Origin of the sequence: Psychrobacter sp. 1Y6 (assembly GCF_052258385.2) — a bacterium.
Lineage (GTDB): Bacteria > Pseudomonadota > Gammaproteobacteria > Pseudomonadales > Moraxellaceae > Psychrobacter.
Genome location: NZ_JBQQEW020000001.1, coordinates 2,584,057 through 2,601,614, shown reverse-complemented (window position 1 = coordinate 2,601,614; position 17,558 = coordinate 2,584,057). Strand labels below are relative to the sequence as shown.

At 43.0% G+C, this 17,558-nt stretch carries 16 protein-coding genes and 1 tRNA gene; 10 read left to right on the top strand and 7 right to left on the bottom strand.

Features of this window, described 5'->3' with window-relative positions:
* The first annotated feature begins 159 nt into the window (after positions 1 to 159).
* The 6 genes from ACTXGF_RS24605 to ACTXGF_RS24580 all read left to right on the top strand — a co-directional run bounded on the left by ACTXGF_RS24605 (position 160) and on the right by ACTXGF_RS24580 (position 6,967).
* Positions 160 to 912, top strand: a complete 753-nt coding sequence (locus ACTXGF_RS24605; RefSeq protein WP_443535417.1) for a hypothetical protein — start codon at positions 160 to 162, stop codon at positions 910 to 912.
* 53 nt (positions 913 to 965) lie between these two features.
* On the top strand, positions 966 to 1,790 hold the full coding sequence (gene trpA, locus ACTXGF_RS24600; protein WP_290178717.1) for a tryptophan synthase subunit alpha: 825 nt from the start codon (positions 966 to 968) through the stop codon (positions 1,788 to 1,790).
* 398 nt (positions 1,791 to 2,188) lie between these two features.
* A complete protein-coding gene (gene accD / locus ACTXGF_RS24595) occupies positions 2,189 to 3,136 on the top strand; it encodes an acetyl-CoA carboxylase, carboxyltransferase subunit beta (RefSeq protein ID WP_180952657.1) in 948 nt (315 codons plus the stop codon).
* Positions 3,137 to 3,335: 199 nt separating this feature from the next.
* Positions 3,336 to 4,709: a bifunctional tetrahydrofolate synthase/dihydrofolate synthase gene (gene folC, locus ACTXGF_RS24590; RefSeq protein ID WP_443535419.1), complete on the top strand. Its 1,374-nt coding sequence runs from the start codon at positions 3,336 to 3,338 to the stop codon at positions 4,707 to 4,709.
* A 258-nt stretch (positions 4,710 to 4,967) separates the two neighbouring features.
* Positions 4,968 to 6,173, top strand: a complete 1,206-nt coding sequence (locus ACTXGF_RS24585; protein ID WP_443535421.1) for an SPOR and LysM peptidoglycan-binding domain-containing protein — start codon at positions 4,968 to 4,970, stop codon at positions 6,171 to 6,173.
* Positions 6,174 to 6,424: 251 nt separating this feature from the next.
* Positions 6,425 to 6,967, top strand: a complete 543-nt coding sequence (locus tag ACTXGF_RS24580; protein WP_057758628.1) for a DUF2726 domain-containing protein — start codon at positions 6,425 to 6,427, stop codon at positions 6,965 to 6,967.
* 81 nt (positions 6,968 to 7,048) lie between these two features.
* On the opposite strand, the gene ACTXGF_RS24575 is transcribed toward ACTXGF_RS24580, so the two are convergent.
* The 7 genes from ACTXGF_RS24575 to ACTXGF_RS24545 form a co-directional block, all read right to left on the bottom strand.
* The gene (locus ACTXGF_RS24575; RefSeq protein ID WP_443535423.1) at positions 7,049 to 8,026 is read right to left on the bottom strand and encodes a DUF1853 family protein; all 978 of its coding nucleotides are present in this window, start codon (positions 8,024 to 8,026) and stop codon (positions 7,049 to 7,051) included.
* 392 nt (positions 8,027 to 8,418) lie between these two features.
* On the bottom strand, positions 8,419 to 9,339 hold the full coding sequence (locus ACTXGF_RS24570; RefSeq protein ID WP_443535425.1) for a hypothetical protein: 921 nt from the start codon (positions 9,337 to 9,339) through the stop codon (positions 8,419 to 8,421).
* Between the two features lie 213 nt (positions 9,340 to 9,552).
* Positions 9,553 to 9,629, bottom strand: a tRNA-Pro gene (locus tag ACTXGF_RS24565).
* 114 nt (positions 9,630 to 9,743) lie between these two features.
* Positions 9,744 to 11,270, bottom strand: coding sequence for an Asp-tRNA(Asn)/Glu-tRNA(Gln) amidotransferase subunit GatB (gene gatB / locus ACTXGF_RS24560; protein ID WP_102092404.1), 1,527 nt, complete (start codon positions 11,268 to 11,270; stop codon positions 9,744 to 9,746).
* Positions 11,270 to 12,766, bottom strand: coding sequence for an Asp-tRNA(Asn)/Glu-tRNA(Gln) amidotransferase subunit GatA (gatA, locus tag ACTXGF_RS24555; protein ID WP_443535426.1), 1,497 nt, complete (start codon positions 12,764 to 12,766; stop codon positions 11,270 to 11,272). The genes gatB and gatA overlap by 1 nt, the downstream gene beginning before the upstream one ends.
* Positions 12,767 to 12,847: 81 nt before the next feature.
* Positions 12,848 to 13,162 carry an Asp-tRNA(Asn)/Glu-tRNA(Gln) amidotransferase subunit GatC gene (gene gatC / locus ACTXGF_RS24550; protein WP_057758683.1) on the bottom strand — a complete coding sequence of 105 codons (315 nt, stop codon included), beginning with the start codon at positions 13,160 to 13,162 and terminating at the stop codon, positions 12,848 to 12,850.
* Positions 13,163 to 13,690: 528 nt separating this feature from the next.
* Positions 13,691 to 13,819 carry a hypothetical protein gene (locus ACTXGF_RS24545; RefSeq protein ID WP_259358613.1) on the bottom strand — a complete coding sequence of 43 codons (129 nt, stop codon included), beginning with the start codon at positions 13,817 to 13,819 and terminating at the stop codon, positions 13,691 to 13,693.
* A 25-nt stretch (positions 13,820 to 13,844) separates the two neighbouring features.
* Between ACTXGF_RS24545 and ACTXGF_RS24540 the strand changes: the two genes are divergently transcribed.
* From ACTXGF_RS24540 to ACTXGF_RS24525, 4 genes are all read left to right on the top strand, one after another.
* Positions 13,845 to 14,882: a rod shape-determining protein gene (locus ACTXGF_RS24540; protein WP_057758685.1), complete on the top strand. Its 1,038-nt coding sequence runs from the start codon at positions 13,845 to 13,847 to the stop codon at positions 14,880 to 14,882.
* Positions 14,883 to 15,195: 313 nt separating this feature from the next.
* Positions 15,196 to 16,056, top strand: a complete 861-nt coding sequence (mreC, locus tag ACTXGF_RS24535; protein ID WP_201569443.1) for a rod shape-determining protein MreC — start codon at positions 15,196 to 15,198, stop codon at positions 16,054 to 16,056.
* Positions 16,057 to 16,197: 141 nt separating this feature from the next.
* Positions 16,198 to 16,683 (top strand): rod shape-determining protein MreD, encoded by a 486-nt coding sequence (mreD, locus tag ACTXGF_RS24530; protein WP_443535428.1) that lies wholly within the window; start codon positions 16,198 to 16,200, stop codon positions 16,681 to 16,683.
* Between the two features lie 105 nt (positions 16,684 to 16,788).
* The gene (locus ACTXGF_RS24525) at positions 16,789 to 17,472 is read left to right on the top strand and encodes a Maf family protein (protein ID WP_443535430.1); all 684 of its coding nucleotides are present in this window, start codon (positions 16,789 to 16,791) and stop codon (positions 17,470 to 17,472) included.
* The last annotated feature ends 86 nt before the right edge of the window (positions 17,473 to 17,558 follow it).

The window sequence follows — 17,558 nt, the reverse complement described above, 5'->3', positions numbered from 1 at the left end:
TAAGAATAGAGTAGTTTAGGTGGTTGTATAAGAAAGTTTAGCAGCGTATTAACTCGATTAGGTATTATAAATCTCAATACGCTAATTGATAACTACTCTATAGAGTAGAGTAGTTATCAATATTGCTAGCTATTTTTTAATTATCGATAGTATGCCTTCATGAATTTGAACCGCTTAATACCGAGTAAGCCTAGCCAGTTGGGCAAGTATCCAGACCAAGCAGTGCTAACAGCGCCAGTCACAATAAGTGTAGGTGTGCCTACTGAAAGTGTCAGTTTTTGGCAGAGCTATATTCTCTACTTAATGATGTTTGTAATAATACAAGTTACTATTATTTTATTTTTTATGAGTTGGTGGGCTAGTTTTGAGACAATGAGTCTATATGAATCAATACAAGAGATTAAGGTCGTATGGGCAATGTGTTGTTTAGGTTTGTTTTTACTATCTTACTGGATATATAGGATCACTAAGAATTCTGCTGTGCCAAATCCATGGATTTCTAGAAAATGGACTTGGAAGCATATCCCCATACTTATAATCAATAAAGATAATATCCAATTGACGTCTCAGTTTTATATAGCTAATAAAAATTTTCAGCACGATAAAGTCATAAATTATGATGACGTTAAAGCATTTTATCTTAACCAAATTCGAGGAAGCACTGTTGGTTTTTGGATAGATTACACAGAAATATATAGTAGAAAGATGAAAAACCGAGGGAACAGGGTGCAAGGTCTGATATTTAATAAAAATATTCCACTGTGCGCGAGGTACAATGTTTTAAACGGTCTATACTACATAGAGCAGCGTGAAATTCTAAATATTATGAATACTTTTCATAAGCAAAGAACTGATGATATCAAATATTTGTCGCAAGACAACCACGATAATTTAATGGATATTGGCTGGTAAGAATACACTTATATAAGCTAAAAATTTATTTAACAAAATTATAAGAGATCACTATGACCCGAATTGAAAGCACTTTTGAAACCTTGAAATCACAAAATAAAAAAGCCCTGATTCCTTATGTAATGGCAGGCGATCCTAATCCGACCACTACTGTAGGTCTGTTGCACGACTTAGTGAAACACGGCGCCGATATGATCGAAGTTGGCTTGCCGTTCTCTGACCCAATGGCAGATGGTCCAACTGTAGCGTTGGCTGGCGAGCGTGCATTAGCAGCAGGTACGAGTACTCGTGATGCATTAAAGATGGTTGCAGAGTTTCGTCAAACAGATACGCAAACGCCAATCATCCTAATGGGCTATCTCAATCCTGTTGAAATCATCGGCTATGACAACTTTGTCGCGCTATGTGAGCAGTCAGGCGTTGATGGTTTGTTGATGGTAGATTTACCACCAGCAGAAGCGGGTAGCTTCACTCAGCATTTGACCGATCATTCGATGAATGAGATTTTCTTGCTATCGCCAACAACTTTGCCTGAGCGCCGTGAGCAAGTATTGACTCATTGTGGCGGCTATATTTATTATGTATCACTAAAAGGCGTGACTGGTTCAGCCACACTAGATACTGATGACGTTGCCACGCAAGTTAAAGCGATCAAAGCAGAAACAGACCTGCCAGTATGCGTCGGCTTCGGTATCCGTGATGGCGCTTCTGCAAAAGCGATCGGTACTCATGCGGATGGTGTTATCGTCGGTAGTGCATTGGTACAGAACTTTGCCGATATTGATGCTAACGATACCGCTGCGGTTGCAAATGCACAGCAGAACATCATGGCAAAAATGGATGAGCTACGTGAAGCGTTAGACAGCTTAAGCGCCTAATAGCTATTGCTTTCATATTGTTGTTACTTGAAGAGATAGTTACTTAAAGAAATAGTTATTTGAAATGGCAAAGTCAAATTGCAGCTATTGTTTACCTAAAGACTTTACTCAAATGCTTTACGTGAAGACAATACTAAATGACTTTGCTAAAATTAGTTTACGAGTGTAAACTAACATCACTATTATATGGTGTCTGATAGCAATAATTTATTCGTCATTTTGATTGGCAAATACATTATCTATCAACAAGCGCATAATCAAATGACCGACATGCGAGATTTATTTATCAGTATGTCGCATAACTGCTCATGTTATGACTGTGTTAGACGCTTTGTTTAGACAACCATTAAACTCTCAATGACAAGCGAATGAGCAAACTTGTCAATAAGCCTTTTATGATGGCAAATAATATGACTGATACAATAACAAAACCCGATAACAATACTGCTAAAGCCGCGCCAAACAGCAATACGGATAGGCAGTCATGGTTTAACCGTCCTATCCCAGGCATCAAGCAGCATTTGACTGCGCCACTGTCTGCGGTAGAGACTGAACCGTCAACTAAGTGTAGTAATTGTCATTCGATGATTACCAACACGGCGCTGATTTTTAACTGTTATGTGTGCCCACATTGTGATCATCATTTACCGATGAGTGCTCGTGAGCGCTTGAACTGGTTGCTTGATCAAGTAGACGGCGAGACAGGACAAGAGTTTACGGCAAAAGATCCATTAAGCTTTGTGGATAGTAAGCCATATCCTGCGCGTATGAGTGAAGCACAAGAAAAAACAGGTGAGAGTGAGGCGTTGGTTGCTATGTATGGCAAACTGCGTAACCTTGATATCGTCGCCTGTGCTTTTGACTTCCGCTTTATGGGCGGGTCAATGGGTTCAGTCGTTGGCGATCGTTTCGTCCAAGCAGCTGAAAAGGCGCTAGAGCAAAAAGTACCTTTGGTTTGCTTTGCTGCTTCTGGCGGTGCACGTATGCAAGAAGGTCTATTGTCATTGATGCAAATGGCACGCACGGCAGCAGCGATTGAGCGTCTAAGAATCGCTGGGATTCCTTACATTGTGGTATTGACCAATCCGGTATACGGCGGCGTAACTGCATCACTGGCGATGCTGGGTGATATACATCTAGCAGAACCAAAAGCGATGATTGGCTTTGCTGGTAAGCGCGTGATTGAACAGACTGTACGTGAGACGTTAGAAGAGCCATTCCAGCGCGCTGAGTTCTTATTAGAGCATGGTGTGGTGGATGAAGTGGTACATCGTCATCAGCTAATCGATACAATCTATCGCCTACTTGCAAAACTATGCCGCGTACCAAATGTAGATGCTCAGTAAAATGAGATGCTTGATAAGGTAAATGACTCAGTATAATGAATCATTTATTGAGTGCATAATGACTTAGCTGCGTGCTAACATCTACTGCATATGCAAGACCCCTAATAGCATTTATCGTCATTGCACGGTAAGTGCTATTTTTGGTTTTAGCTAGCACATATATTTTTATCTCTTATTAAATTTTATATAGGCTCTATTTATGTCTGACCTTTTAGCATCTGACCTTCGCAGCCCTAATGCCCATAGTCCTAATGAAAGTGCTAGCCTAACTGAATGGCTCGATTATATGCAGCAGATTCATGTATCTGCAATCGATATGGGATTGTCACGTGTGTTGCCTGTCGCAGAAGCGTTAGGCGTAGTGCAGTCAGCCAAAGATGACGCTTATGTATTTACTGTGGCAGGTACCAATGGCAAAGGTTCTACAACTGCTGTCATCGCCGAAATGTGTAAAGCCGCAGGTTATAAGACGGCACTATATCAGTCGCCACATCTTAGTGCTTTCAATGAGCGTGTACGTATCAATGGCGAGATGGTCAGCGACCAGACGCTGATTGAGGCTTTTAGCAAAGTAGAGGCGGCACGTTTACAGTGCGATTTGACGTTGTCGTTCTTTGAGATGACCACACTAGCAGCGTTATTGATATTCGCTGAAGCAGACTGTGACGTGTGGGTATTAGAAGTAGGGTTGGGTGGACGCCTAGATGTGGTCAATATTATTGATCCTGACATGGCAGTCATTACCAATATCGGCATCGATCACGTTGACTGGTTGGGTGACAATGTCGAGGATATTGGCCGTGAGAAAGCAGGTATCTTGCGCAACGGTATTCCTCTGATTTATGGTGCTACTGAGATGCCATCCAGCGTGCAACAATCCATCGATACCCAGCAGGCAACTTGTTATCAGATTGGACAAGATTTTAGCTACCGCGATATTGATGCAACGACTTGGCAATACAGTAATGCGGCGGTTACCTTACAACTACCACGTCCTGCGCTATCGTTAACTAACACTGCCAATGCACTATCAGCAGTATTAGCAAGTCCATTAGATGTGGATATCAATGCTATTGAGCAAGCACTACAAACTGTCAAGCTGGCAGGTCGTTTCGATTATCGTGAGAGCCATAGCCGCCATTGGTTGTTTGATGTGGCGCATAATGAGCAAGGCGTTGAGTTCTTATTAGCCCAGATATTACCGTTTTGGCAGCAGCACGTAGCCAAGCAAAGTAATCAAAATAGCTCAGCGGATATCCCTACACCAAAAATAAAAATGCTATTTTCTATGTTAGGTGATAAAGATATTGGTAAGGTTGTGCAGCGCCTAACCCAAGCAGGCTTACCGATTAGTGATTGGTTTATCGCTGAAATCGATTATCCTCGTGCCGCGACTACTGAACAGCTGCAAGATGTTTTGGTTAAATATGTTGATAGCACCAATATATATGAGTTTGACGGTCTGTATACAGCGACCCATGCAGTGATAGAGGCGAGCCAGCCGCAAGACCTTATCGTCGTATGTGGCTCGTTTCATACGATTGGGGAAGCATTAATTGCCCTTAGCGTATGATAATTTAAGTTAAAGTAGTGCCTGTTTAATGTTAATCTTAGTCGTAGCCTGATAGCAGACAGCATGAAAAATATGCTTTATAATCAAAATGATTTGCCAGACTGGTAGAAGATGGTCGGCACAAATTTTGAACTCTGATGGCATTAACTGACAGTAACTGGCGGTAAGAGATCATGATTAAAGCGATTTGATACACTGCTTTAAGATAGTCGCTGCGCCGCTCAATCAACCTTATTACCAACTAAGAGACGTAAACGGATGAACTTTTCGAGACAAGCCTTATTGGGCATTGGGATGATTATCGGCGGTAGTGTGATGCTATACGCCATGGTGCAACAGATTGGCGATAGTGACCAACCAGAGCCGATGTCAGCGATGGTTGACAAATCAAGCTCGGAGCAAGAGTCTCCGCAGCCGCTCACCACTGATATCGAGACAGAAAAACGTATCCTTGCGCAAAAGCAAAAAGAACGTGCAGCCCGTGTTGCAGAGCAAGAAAAACGTGCAAAAGAGTTTCTGACAGAGCAGGAAGTTGCAGAAGCAGAAGCATTGGCCAAGGCGCGTGCTGAGAGCCAGCAATATGTCGATAATAGTGCGCCAGCTACTGATGAAACCAGCAGTACCGAGTCTAAAAAAGACGTTACTACAGATCTAACGGTTCAGCCTCGTACTGAGAGTCAGTCTGCTACTGATACTACAAAGTCTAGCGAAGCCGAGAAGCAAAAGGCTAATCAAGAGCAACAAGAAGCTCAAAGGCAAGCGGCTATCAAAGAGCAAGCGGCTGCCAAAAAACTTGCCGAGAGCAAAAAACAAGCGGAGGCAGAGAAACTAGCCGAAGCAAAAAAGCAGGCTGAAGCCCAAGCAGCGGCTGAGAGAAAAAGAGAAGCAGCTGAAGCGGCTAAAAGTGAGCCACCAAAATCGCCTTCTGAATATCAGATTAAGAAAGGTGATGGACTCATAAAACTGGCAAGACAATATAATATGCCTGTAGAAGTATTGGCTCAAGCCAACGACCTATCTCCATCAGCAGCGCTACAACTGGGTCAGAGCATCACCATCCCATCGAGCAAACAGGTACAGCGTCTGGAGCGTGAAGCGGCTGCCGCTGAACAAGCGCGTGAGAAGAAGCGCCAACAAGAAGAAGCGCTGGCGAAGAAATCTGCCGATGCAAAACGTGAAGCGCAGCAAAAACTTAGTGAAGCGCGTAAAGAAGTCAAAGAAACAGACGCTAAAGGTAGCTTCGGGGTGCAAGTGGCTCTAGCAAATGACCAAGCCAAAGCGGATGAGTTAGCGAAAAAATTCCGAGCAGCAGGTTATCAAGTTAAGACCAGTGCGACCAGTCGTGGTGTCCGTGTCGTGGTTGGGCCTGAACGTGGTAAAGTCGCAGCATTGGCACTAAAAGATAAAATTAATAGTGACCCTAAAGTAAATACGACCAGCGCTTGGGTGCTTTACTGGCGTTAAGCTGGAGCGTTTCTAGCGGTCTCAATACGATTTGTATCTACTTTATATGAAAACACGACAAATACTGTCGTGTTTTTTGTTTTATAGATTGCCGATTAGCGCAGCCTTAGTTAAGATGAGCGCCATTTTTATAATCTGTTGTTGTATAACCTGTCAGCCTATATAGGTTGCCTTGTCGTGGTTGGCGCATGATTAATTGTTATTAATAATAACAATTAGCCCATCACTCTCATATTGTATAAGGTAGAACCATGTCGTTTGGTGTTATATTTCTAATATTGGCCGTTGGGTTTTTGGGGCTGATTACGTTACCGAAGCTGCTACCAACACTACTGACGAAGCGCCCCGTCGTTGAGCCTGATCCAAAACCTGTGCGCGGTGATGAGTTGGCTATTTGGCCATTTGCGCCGATGCCAATCATGACCGATACGGAAGTAATATTTTTTAATAAGTTAAAAAACGCGCTGCCGGAGTATCACATATTTGTCCAAGTACAGCTGTCACGGATCATTGAAGCCAATAGTAGCGAGACATCAGAGCGTAGCTTTTGGTTCAATCGTATTTGCCGTCAGAGCGTTGACTATGTGATTGTGGATGTCGATGCTCAGACTACCTTGGTCGCTATCGAGCTTGATGACTGGACGCATAGTAGTAAAGCCCGCCAAAAAGCGGATGACAAAAAAGATAAGGCGCTTGCCAGTGCAGGTATTGCGATGGTGCGCTTCCACGCTGAGCGTATGCCGAGTGCCGACATGCTTAGATATGAGCTAATGCAAGTGATTGAGAGCTATTAAGCATTCTGTGAAAGCTGTCCGATTGTTAAGACCAGAATATTATCTAAGCAGTTTTATTTTAAAAGTTTAGGTTAGTTAAATTTATTCATCGAGTTGGTCTGACTGCCTTGGATAAATAACGATTGGTCGTTTACCTTCGAAATATAAACCTGTTTTAGGTAGTTCGCTATCTGACCAAACTATCGGCTGCTGGCGACTATCATAAGCATTTCGCTCATCATAAAAGTCGCGCTTGGTGAACCATTCAATATAATGCGCGGCTCGCAAAGCGGTAGTGTCAATCTTCGCAAGCCCTGCCATGTCTCTCTTATCACACCACTCATGCATTGGAAAACTCGGCGTTAGCCAATATGGCCAGTCATAATCACCGCAATCAGCTGTGTTAATCGGTAAAAAGAATCGGCCCTTAATCACGCCATAACGCTTATCAATTTTTACCTGTCCATGGTTTTCTGTATCTACCCACACCGCTCGAAACTGCTTGGTTTGCATGTGTGTCATTTTGCGCTGTAGATTATCATTGGAGTTAATCCCAACCCAGTTCACAGGTTCAAAAGGTGCTGTCCCCATAAAAAACTTAATGGCTAGCTCCCAATGTTCAACCAGCTGTTCTGTATGGTTATACAAAATTAAATCAAGCTCACCTGTCGTCTGCTTGCCATTATAGAGCTGCACATTGCTAGCCAGTGTCTCATACGGATGCAGCTTGCGTGCGAACCCATCCTCTAACCAATATGACACTAAGCCTTCAAAATGAAAACCCAGTCGATTGGGACTTGGGCGTTTGAGTAAATAGCGAGTCAGCTCTTGATAGGCGGCAGTGGTGTCTAGCTCTACTAATCGTTGCTTATACGCCTCAAACTGCGTCTGCCAAAATTGTGCGCTATGCACGGCAACGGTATGTGTATTTTGATGCGGTGCAAAGTCTAGCCACTGCGTTAGAAGATTAGGGCATGCCAACACATAAGCCAAATCACACACATAGGGTCGGCGGTAACGTTCCCAAGGTGCGTTATCTATGAGGCAGTTAGGTGTGGGCTGATTGACAGGCTCGATCATAGGGTAAACCAGTGTAAAGGTGTAGCATTTACCCTAACGGCTCGCTCTATAAAAGTCTATAGATGACAGGTATCCACTAGGGTAGTGCTAAGCTTTTCGGCTTCAAAACATGATATTAATGTGATGGATATGAATACTGATATCAGGCGGTGATAGCAGGTAGGGTAATAGGATGCTGAATACTGTTTTGAATATTGGGAGTAGCCATTTAGGCCGATATTGAGATAGTTTTTGTTTTGAATTAGTTGGAATGTGAATTTTCTGTTTCATGTGTCTAGCTCCATATTTACCGTAACTTGATTGCTACGGCTTATGGTTGCTATTTTATGAAGTAAGGTCATTCGATAGTTCTAGTTAGAAAAACAAGCGTTCTAACTAGATAGTAATTAGAATTACATACTGTTTTCATGTGCAAGTTTTAGCCAGTTTGCGATAACGTCTTTACTAACTGTATTGCCTTGTTTTTCAATGGCTGCCATTATTTTACCATTACTATCATTAGCAAAAGGTTGTGTTAGATCCATATTTAAAAGCTCACTGGTAAGAGCTGCTATTATTTTACTTACAGTGTTAGCGGTTCTAGGATGCATAGCTTTATCATTGTTTGCTATAGCTGTTTGTTCTAAATGCTCAATTTTATTGAGTAAACCCTTTATTTCTTCCTCTTTTTTAGTTAATTGTTTAACAGTAATATCATATACATTAGGATCAATGTTTTGACTTCTAGAGCTTCTTACCTGTTCTGCTATCAATCTTTCCTTAAATTCTTTTCTTTCTCTAATATAGTTAAGGATTGTACGGGCATCGCTGCTCATGGCTTCTCTGTGTTCATTAAAAAGCGTTGTATCTAAACCTATATCAATAATACAGTTTAGTTTTAAAATATCTTCAACTTTCCAGTACATATCATCAAAGCTATCATTTACATTATTTTCTAAAACCAGTGATAAATAGTCTTCTGTTGGAAAACACTGCGGATCATCGTACTCATAAGCATCATAACTATATTTAATATATGTAAGAGTATGATCCAAAGATTTTATGGAATCTATACCAGTGTTTTCATCTATACTTTCTTCATCTATTTCAACTCCATTTTTATCAAGTGTTTTAAACCCTAATTGATAGAAATTAAGTTTAAGAAATTCATCGTCATTAATTAAGTAATCAATAATTAATTCTTTACGGTCGTCAGTATATAGTTCTAGTAGCTCTATAAATAAGTAAAAGCTCACAAAATAATTATCTTCTTCTGTGTCCCAAGAGTAAAAATCTTCTTCTGCCTTTTTTATTACTTCATAAATAATGCCCACAATTTACACCCCTACACCCTTTAATCAAAGTAGATATAAGACAAACTAGCCTAAAGCTATATGGATGACTGGCTTTAGATTGTTCATCATGCTTGGCAAGATTTTTATTATTATTTGCTCAATCAAAACATCATACAATTACCAGCCAAATTTAGCACAAAAAAAAGCCAACCATTGAAAACAATGATTGGCTTTTCTCTTTACTGCTATGTTTGGTCGGAACGGCAGGATTTGAACCTGCGACCACTACACCCCCAGTGTAGTGCGCTACCAGACTGCGCTACGCCCCGAGTGACTGACTATTTTACGCAAAATTATGTATATTGCAAGGGCTATTTATAGTAGCCAAAATCTACAATATTATTCTGCCTAGCATAGTCAGTATAATCGCTTAGCAGCCAATGTTAACCCAATAATTCTTTTAGAATTTGGTTCACTTGCTGTGGGTTAGCACTACCGCGACTGGCTTTCATGACCTGACCGACTAGACCGTTAAAGGCTTTTTCTTTACCGCCGCGATACTCTTCGACCATCGCTTCATTTTTTGCGATGACTTCTTCGACCATCGCTTTGATAGCGCCAGTATCGGTTTCTTGCTTGAGGCCTTTGTCTTTGATGATTTTATCTGCTGCATCATCGCCATCGCCGCCTTCACGCTCATATAGAGCACTAAAGACTTTCTTAGCCAGTTTGCCAGATAGTGTGTCATCTTTGATACGCTTGAGCATGCCAGCCAATTGTTTGGCACTGATAGGAGAGTCGATGATATCGGTGTCATCTTTGTTCAGCGCGCCGAGCAAGTCACCCATGACCCAGTTGCCAGCCATTTTGGCATCTTGCTGACCGATTTCAGCCACCACATCTTCGAAGTAATCGGCAATTTGACGACTACCAGTCAAGATACGAGCGTCGTATTCTGACAGACCAAGCGCTTCTTCAAAGCGTGCGCGACGAGCAACTGGTAGCTCTGGCATTGCTGCTTTGATTGCATCAACCGTATGCTGCTCGATACGGACAGGTAGTAGGTCAGGATCAGGGAAGTAGCGATAGTCGTTGGCGTCTTCTTTGGTACGCATGGTACGCGTTTCATCACGCTCTGGATCATATAGCATCGTCGCTTGAACGACTTTGCCGCCATCTTCTAAGATATCGATTTGACGTTCGATTTCACGATTGATAGCACGCTCGATAAAGCGGAACGAGTTTAGGTTTTTTAGCTCAGTACGCGTACCGAGATCAGCGCCTGGCTTGCGCACAGAGACGTTACAGTCACAGCGGAATGAGCCTTCAGCCATTACTGCGTCTGAGATACCTAGCCAAGTAACTAGCTGATGGATGGCTTTGATGTAGGCAAGTGCTTCGTGAGCTGAGCGCATGTCTGGCTCAGAGACGATTTCGATTAGTGGTGTACCTGCACGGTTCAAATCCACACCTGTCATACCATCGACTGCGTCATGGACAGATTTACCTGCATCTTCTTCTAGATGTGCGCGAGTGATACCCATACGTTTAGGGTATTCGTTCTTTTCGCCTTCGTTGACGACGACATCGATATAGCCTTCACCCACGATAGGATTAGCCATCTGGGTGATTTGATAGCCTTTAGGCAAGTCAGGGTAAAAGTAGTTTTTACGGTCAAACGTATTAAACAGACCCAGCTCAGCATTGACGCCAATACCGAATTTTAGCGCGCGATCGACCACACCAGCATTTAACACTGGTAATACGCCAGGCAGACCCAAGTCTACGATGCTGGCTTGACTGTTTGGCTCATGACCGAAGTCAGTCGGCGCACTTGAGAATATTTTACTTTCCGTATTTAGCTGGCAGTGAATCTCGATACCGATGACCACTTCATAGCCATCGACAAATAGCTCTTTACGCACGGCGTGTTCACGGACGGCATTGTTATCAGTAGTAGCTGTACTCATTATACCGTCTCCTTTGCGATGGTAGAGTGTTGTAGGTGATGATCAGTATGCTGCTGAAACAGGTGCGCAGTCGTGAGCAGTTGACTCTCTTGCCAGTGCTTACCGATCAATTGTAAGCCAATAGGTAGGCCTTCTGTCGTCAAACCAACTGGCTGACTAAGTGCAGGCAGACCCGCTAGGTTGACCGCGATAGTATAAACGTCACCTAAGTACATCGTTGCAGGATCTAGGTCTTCACTAAGCTTATAAGCAGCTGTCGGTGCAGTTGGGCTAGCAATTACATCACAGCTAGCAAATGCTTCGTCGAAATCTTTGACGATTAAGCGGCGAATCTTCTGTGCTTTGGTATAGTAAGCATCGAAATAGCCAGCTGACAGTGCATAAGTTCCTGTCAAGATACGGCGCTGTACTTCAGGGCCAAAGCCTTCGGAGCGTGAGCGTGTGTATAGATCAATCAGATCCGTTGGATTCTCACAGCGATAGCCAAAACGTACGCCATCGAAGCGTGATAGGTTCGATGATGCTTCAGCAGGTGCTAGCATGTAGTAAGTGGCAAGCGTGATTTCAGGATCAGTGATGTTCACTTCTACAATCGTTGCGCCCAGCTCTTCGTACTTCTTTAAAGCGGCGCGTGCTGCTTGCTCGACTTCGCTATCAAGCCCTGTACCAAAGTATTCTTTGGCCACACCAATACGAAGACCTTCAAATGGCTTATCACTAGCAGCAGCTTGGGCATCATTGATGTCTTGTACGTAGTCAGGCATCTCGTATTTGATAGAAGTGGCATCGCGCGGATCATGACCAATCATCGGTTGGAGCAGATAGGCGCAATCTTTCGCGCTGCGTCCCATGCTACCCGCTTGATCTAGACTTGAGGCGTAGGCAATCATACCAAAGCGTGACACACGGCCATAAGTAGGCTTGATACCCGTGAGACCACAGAATGAAGCAGGCTGACGAATAGAGCCACCCGTATCACTACCAGTAGCAACAGGAACAAAACCAGCGGCAACGGCGGCAGCACTACCACCTGACGAGCCACCAGGCACGCGCTCTAGATTCCAAGGATTCTGTACAGTGCCGTAGTAAGAGCTACTGTTATCTGAGCCCATCGCAAACTCATCCATATTGAGCTTACCTAAGCTAATCATGCCAGCTTTGTCGATGTTAGAAACGATAGTCGCGTCATATGGTGAGACAAAGTTATGTAGCATCTTTGAGCCACAAGTGGTCAGTACGCCTTGGGTACAAAAAATGTCTTTGTGCGCCATTGGTACGCCGAGTAGTGGACGCTGATCGCCCTGAGCACGCATTTCGTCTGCCGCTTTTGCTTGTGCGCGTGCTGTCTCAGAAGTATGAGTGATAAAGCTGTTAATTTTGCCGTCTAGCGCGTTTATACGCTTGATGTAATGTTCGGTTAATTCCGCGCTGCTAAATTGTTTGTTTTGCAAGCCAGTAATGAGTTGCTCGGTACTTAATAAATGAAGTTCAGACATAAGGTGTCGTCCGTCAAAATGTTAATAGCATAAAATAAAATAGGATAATGGCAAATGCGTGATTGTGTTATTCAGCCACTATTATTCAATCACCTGAGGCACTAGATATAAGCCTTCTTCTACGGCAGGCGCAACTGACTGATTACGCTCACGATTGATATCGTGTTTTGCCACATCAGCACGCAACTCTTGGCAAGCTTCATGGATATTGGCTAGTGGCTTGATGTCTGTGGTATCAACGTTAGATAGCGTATTCATCAGTTTTAATACTTTACTGATATCATCAGCATAGCTATCGGCTGTACTTTCATCGACACCTAGGCGGGCAAGGTTGGCAACTTCTAGGATTTCTTCACGGCTGACGTTGCTGTCAGACGTTGCTGGCTGCTGAGACATAGTTTCTCCAGTTAAGGACAGTTTTTGTTAGAGTAGTTGGTTACGAAAACGAAAATACGTAAGCGCTAAAATAGAAACAACTAAAATACAAACAAATAGTAAGTGGGCTTATTATAAAGCATCTGACTCAAGTTTACAGAGCATGACGCTTGATTGATGCACAATCTCAACCAACAGGCTGAGTTGATAAAGACGTAATATTAAATAAGATATGGTGCTAACCAAGCCATAATGCCAATTAAGACACAATGATTTACAGAGAATTGCAAAACTGACCCCCTAATTCATCATTGTTCCTCAATTGCTCTCCAATTAGCTTCTAAAATACGTTACAGTATGCATCTGCTATTAAGCAAAACATTCATCTGCCTGTAGAGCCTTGTTAGTTATCAGATTAAATGATGTTTCATTGAGTTGAATGATATTCGCTACTATTTCAAACTTTGTAACAACTTTTGGCGTCTAAGACAAAAATCCTTACTTACTGATGCAAATATCTATGTTTTTTTTGAGCTAAATCGGTATAATTTAGCTCAGTTTTTTCATTTCATCATTATTGTTTGGATTTTGACTTGTTGGGATGATTAACTGTTGCCACAAGTAATGTTTAACGACGACCTGCTCAACACTGACGAGTAACACCTCAGTCAATCTCATTCGCCTCATTCGTAAGACGCTGGATATATTAGTCATGAACCTGTTTGGATTTTTATCAAATAATATCGCTATCGACCTCGGTACTGCGAACACCCTAATTTTTATTCCTAATAAAGGCGTCGTGCTTGACGAGCCTACGGTGGTCGCGTTACGAAGCAATCGTACTCAAAACCCGACCGTCGCCGCTGTTGGTATCGATGCCAAGCAGATGCTAGGCCGTACGCCTGCGAACATCACTGCGATTCGCCCGTTAAAAGACGGTGTGATTGCTGATTTTGAAGTGACGCAAAAAATGCTTAAGCACTTTATCGCTAAAGTAAAAGCCAAGCGTTTTATGGCACAGCCTAACGTTGTGGTTTGTGTACCATGTAAGTCTACTCTAGTTGAGCGCAAGGCGATTCGTGAGGCAGTATCATCAGCAGGTGCCAGCAAAGTACTATTGCTAGAAGAGCCGATGGCTGCAGCTATCGGTGCTGGTATGCCAGTTCATGAAGCCAGTGGTTCTATGGTTGTGGATATCGGTGGTGGTACGACTGAGATTGCTGTTATCGCGCTATCTGGTTGCGTATATGCTGAGTCGATTCGTATCGGTGGCGATATGTTTGATGAAGCGATCATCACTCATGTACGCCGTACGCATGGTTGTGTCATCGGTGAGACGACTGCTGAGCGCATCAAAAAAGAAGTCGGTTCTGCATTGAATGAAGACAGCCAACTAGAAGTAGAAGTTCGTGGTCGTAGCATGGCAGAAGGTGTGCCAAAGACCTTTACTGTCAATTCAGAAGAAGTGCAAAAAGCATTGACTGATCCATTGAGCGGTATTGTTAGCGCTGTAAAAGTAGCACTTGAGCAGACTCCGCCAGAGTTGTCATCAGATATCGCTGAGCGTGGCATTGTATTGACAGGTGGCGGCGCACTATTACGTGACTTAGACAAACTTATCTCACAAGAGACCGGTTTGCCAGTGACGGTAGCAGAAGACCCATTAACCTGCGTTAGCCGTGGCGGTGGTATCGCGCTTGATTTCATCAATAACAAAAGTTTAAATATGATTTTTGTTTAATTCATCTTTATTCTTAATTGCCCTATAGTATTGGCAGTATATGATGATTTATGTGAATCATGGAACTATAAATATAGTCGGTTCAATATAATTTAGATATAAGGAAGCCGAGCGAAAGTACTACAAATAGTAGGCTGAGCGAGACTGACACCGTACCTAATTTATAGAGAATTGACTATATATAAAATTAAAGGTAGCCGATTGTGCTACCTTTAATTACATTCATTTGTGCTAGAACCCAATATCCTCGATAAACACTCATGCTGTAAATAAGTGCTATTGTTCATTTTAGAATCCTTAAATCAGACGACTTATGACTCCAAGTATTTTTGCTCGCCAGCCGTTATCACTTCGTAAGACTGTTATCGTATTGATAGCAGCCTTAATTTTGATGTGGTTTGATAGCAAAAACTCTGATTGGTTTAAGCCAGTACGTAGCACCAGTCATGCCGCCATGCAGCCAATCTATGAGCTGTCTCTATTACCAAGCTATGCCAAGCATTGGGCTGGTGGCAGCCTGCAATCAAAAGAAGCACTGCGTCGCGAAAACATGCAGCTAAAATCGCAATTGATACACGCGCATGCCAAGTTACAACAGCAAGATTATATCTTGGCACAGAATGCACGCCTGCAAGGTATCTTATCTACCACCAAGCCTGAGCAGTTCGATCTTAATTTGGCGCAAGTCATCGGCACAGATACCAACTTGCTCAGACAGATTGTCGTGCTTAATAAAGGTGAGCAAGATGGCGTACAAGTTGGGCAAACGGTCATCGATGAAGACGGCGTATTAGGACAGATTATCAATGTCTATCCGAATACTAGCCGTCTGTTGTTGATTACAGATGAGCAGCAGTCAGTTGCGGTTACTGTTAAGCGTACTGGTCAGCGCGCCATCGTTACAGGCCAAGGTATCCCATCTTCATTGAGTCTCAATTACGTCTTCAAAACATCGGATGTGCGGGTAGGTGATGAGCTAGTGTCGTCAGGATTGGGCGGACGTATTCCGGCAGGTTATCGAGTAGGGCGTATCGCGCATGTCAAAGACGAGCAAACCGACAACTTTAGAACGATCGAAGTTACTCCAGCAGCTAACTTTATCGATAATGCCTATGTACTAATACTTCAAGACAAGCTGTTAAATGAGAACAATGCTACTGCTAGTGCCCCGTAGATAATGACGTAAGCCACAGTATTTACGGCTAACTAGCTGGTTTATTAATGTTTTAAAGCTTTCCACTTATGGTATTCACCTTGCCAATACTCAATCAACAATATCACCGCAACCATCAAACACTCGCTAAGGTAAGTATCCATGTCGTATCCTGATTCTGAGAATGCCACGATACTATTGATAGTTGTGATTGTTCTAAGTTTCATCGCTGCATCATCACTCAATGTCTATCCATTAAGTCCAAGTATGGCCACACTGCGTCCCATGGTCATGATCATGGTGCTGATCTATTGGTTACTGTTTCAGCCGCGCTATGTCGGCATTTTTACCGCATTTACGGTTGGACTGATTGCTGATTTATTGATGGATACCCATTTAGGACAGCAAGCGTTCGCCGCTGTTGTGGTTGCACTGATTATCAAAATTACCAGTATCTATGTCAGACAGTTGAACACAATTAGCGCGTGGTTAATTGCTAGTCTAGGGCTAATTGTCTTTCAGTTAAATCTATGGATACTACAGATGTTTATTCAAAACGTCTTTGTCGCCCAGTCGGCTTTGTCATTATTTATGAGTATCATTAGCTGGCCACTCGTGCTGTTTGCTTTGCGCAAGTTTTCGCGTTAATGAGTCACTAGCTATAGCTGTTACTCTGATTAACAGCTTAGCTTGCTCGGCCCACAATACTGTATGACCACACACATCATAAATTTATAAATGAAGAGAATATCGATGGATATCGTTTTAGCGTCTGGCTCTCCGCGTCGTCGTGAGCTACTAGAAAGAGCGCAACTAGACTTTACTATCTTAAGTGTAGATATCGATGAGACGCCGTTAGATAATGAGTCGCCGACAGACTATATCGAACGCATGGTCGCAACCAAAGCCGATGCCGCGATACAAAAATTGTGCGACACATCTCAAGCAAATCACGGTAGCCTCACATCACCATTTATTATTTTGACTTCTGATACAATTGGCGTGCTGTCGGATGGTAAGACAGTCTTGGTCAAGCCCGTCGATCGCGAGCACGCATATAGTATGTGGCAGTGTATGTCTGATAGCGTCCACGAAGTATGGACTGCCGTTCAAGCGACTCAAGTACAGCTATTGCCTAAAGCAAAACCAAGCCCATCAGAACCTACACATTCATTGCAAATTATTAATCAGCAGCGAATCACTGAGCGTACGGAAGTGACTTTTATACCACTGACGACACAGATGATGAGCGACTACTGGGATAGTGGAGAGCCAGCTGATAAAGCAGGTGGGTATGGTATTCAAGGACTGGGTGCGGCATGGGTCAGTCGTATCAACGGCAGCTATACCAATGTCGTTGGTCTGCCACTGGCACAAACGTTGGCACTAATCAAAGAAATGACAGAAGGCAGTATGGACACAGTCAACCCGTTATAATGGGATATGCACATAATGACACGGTAGGGTAATGGGCAAGAGCAAGTCGCATTTGTTACACTGTCAATCTAATAGGCGATGACCGT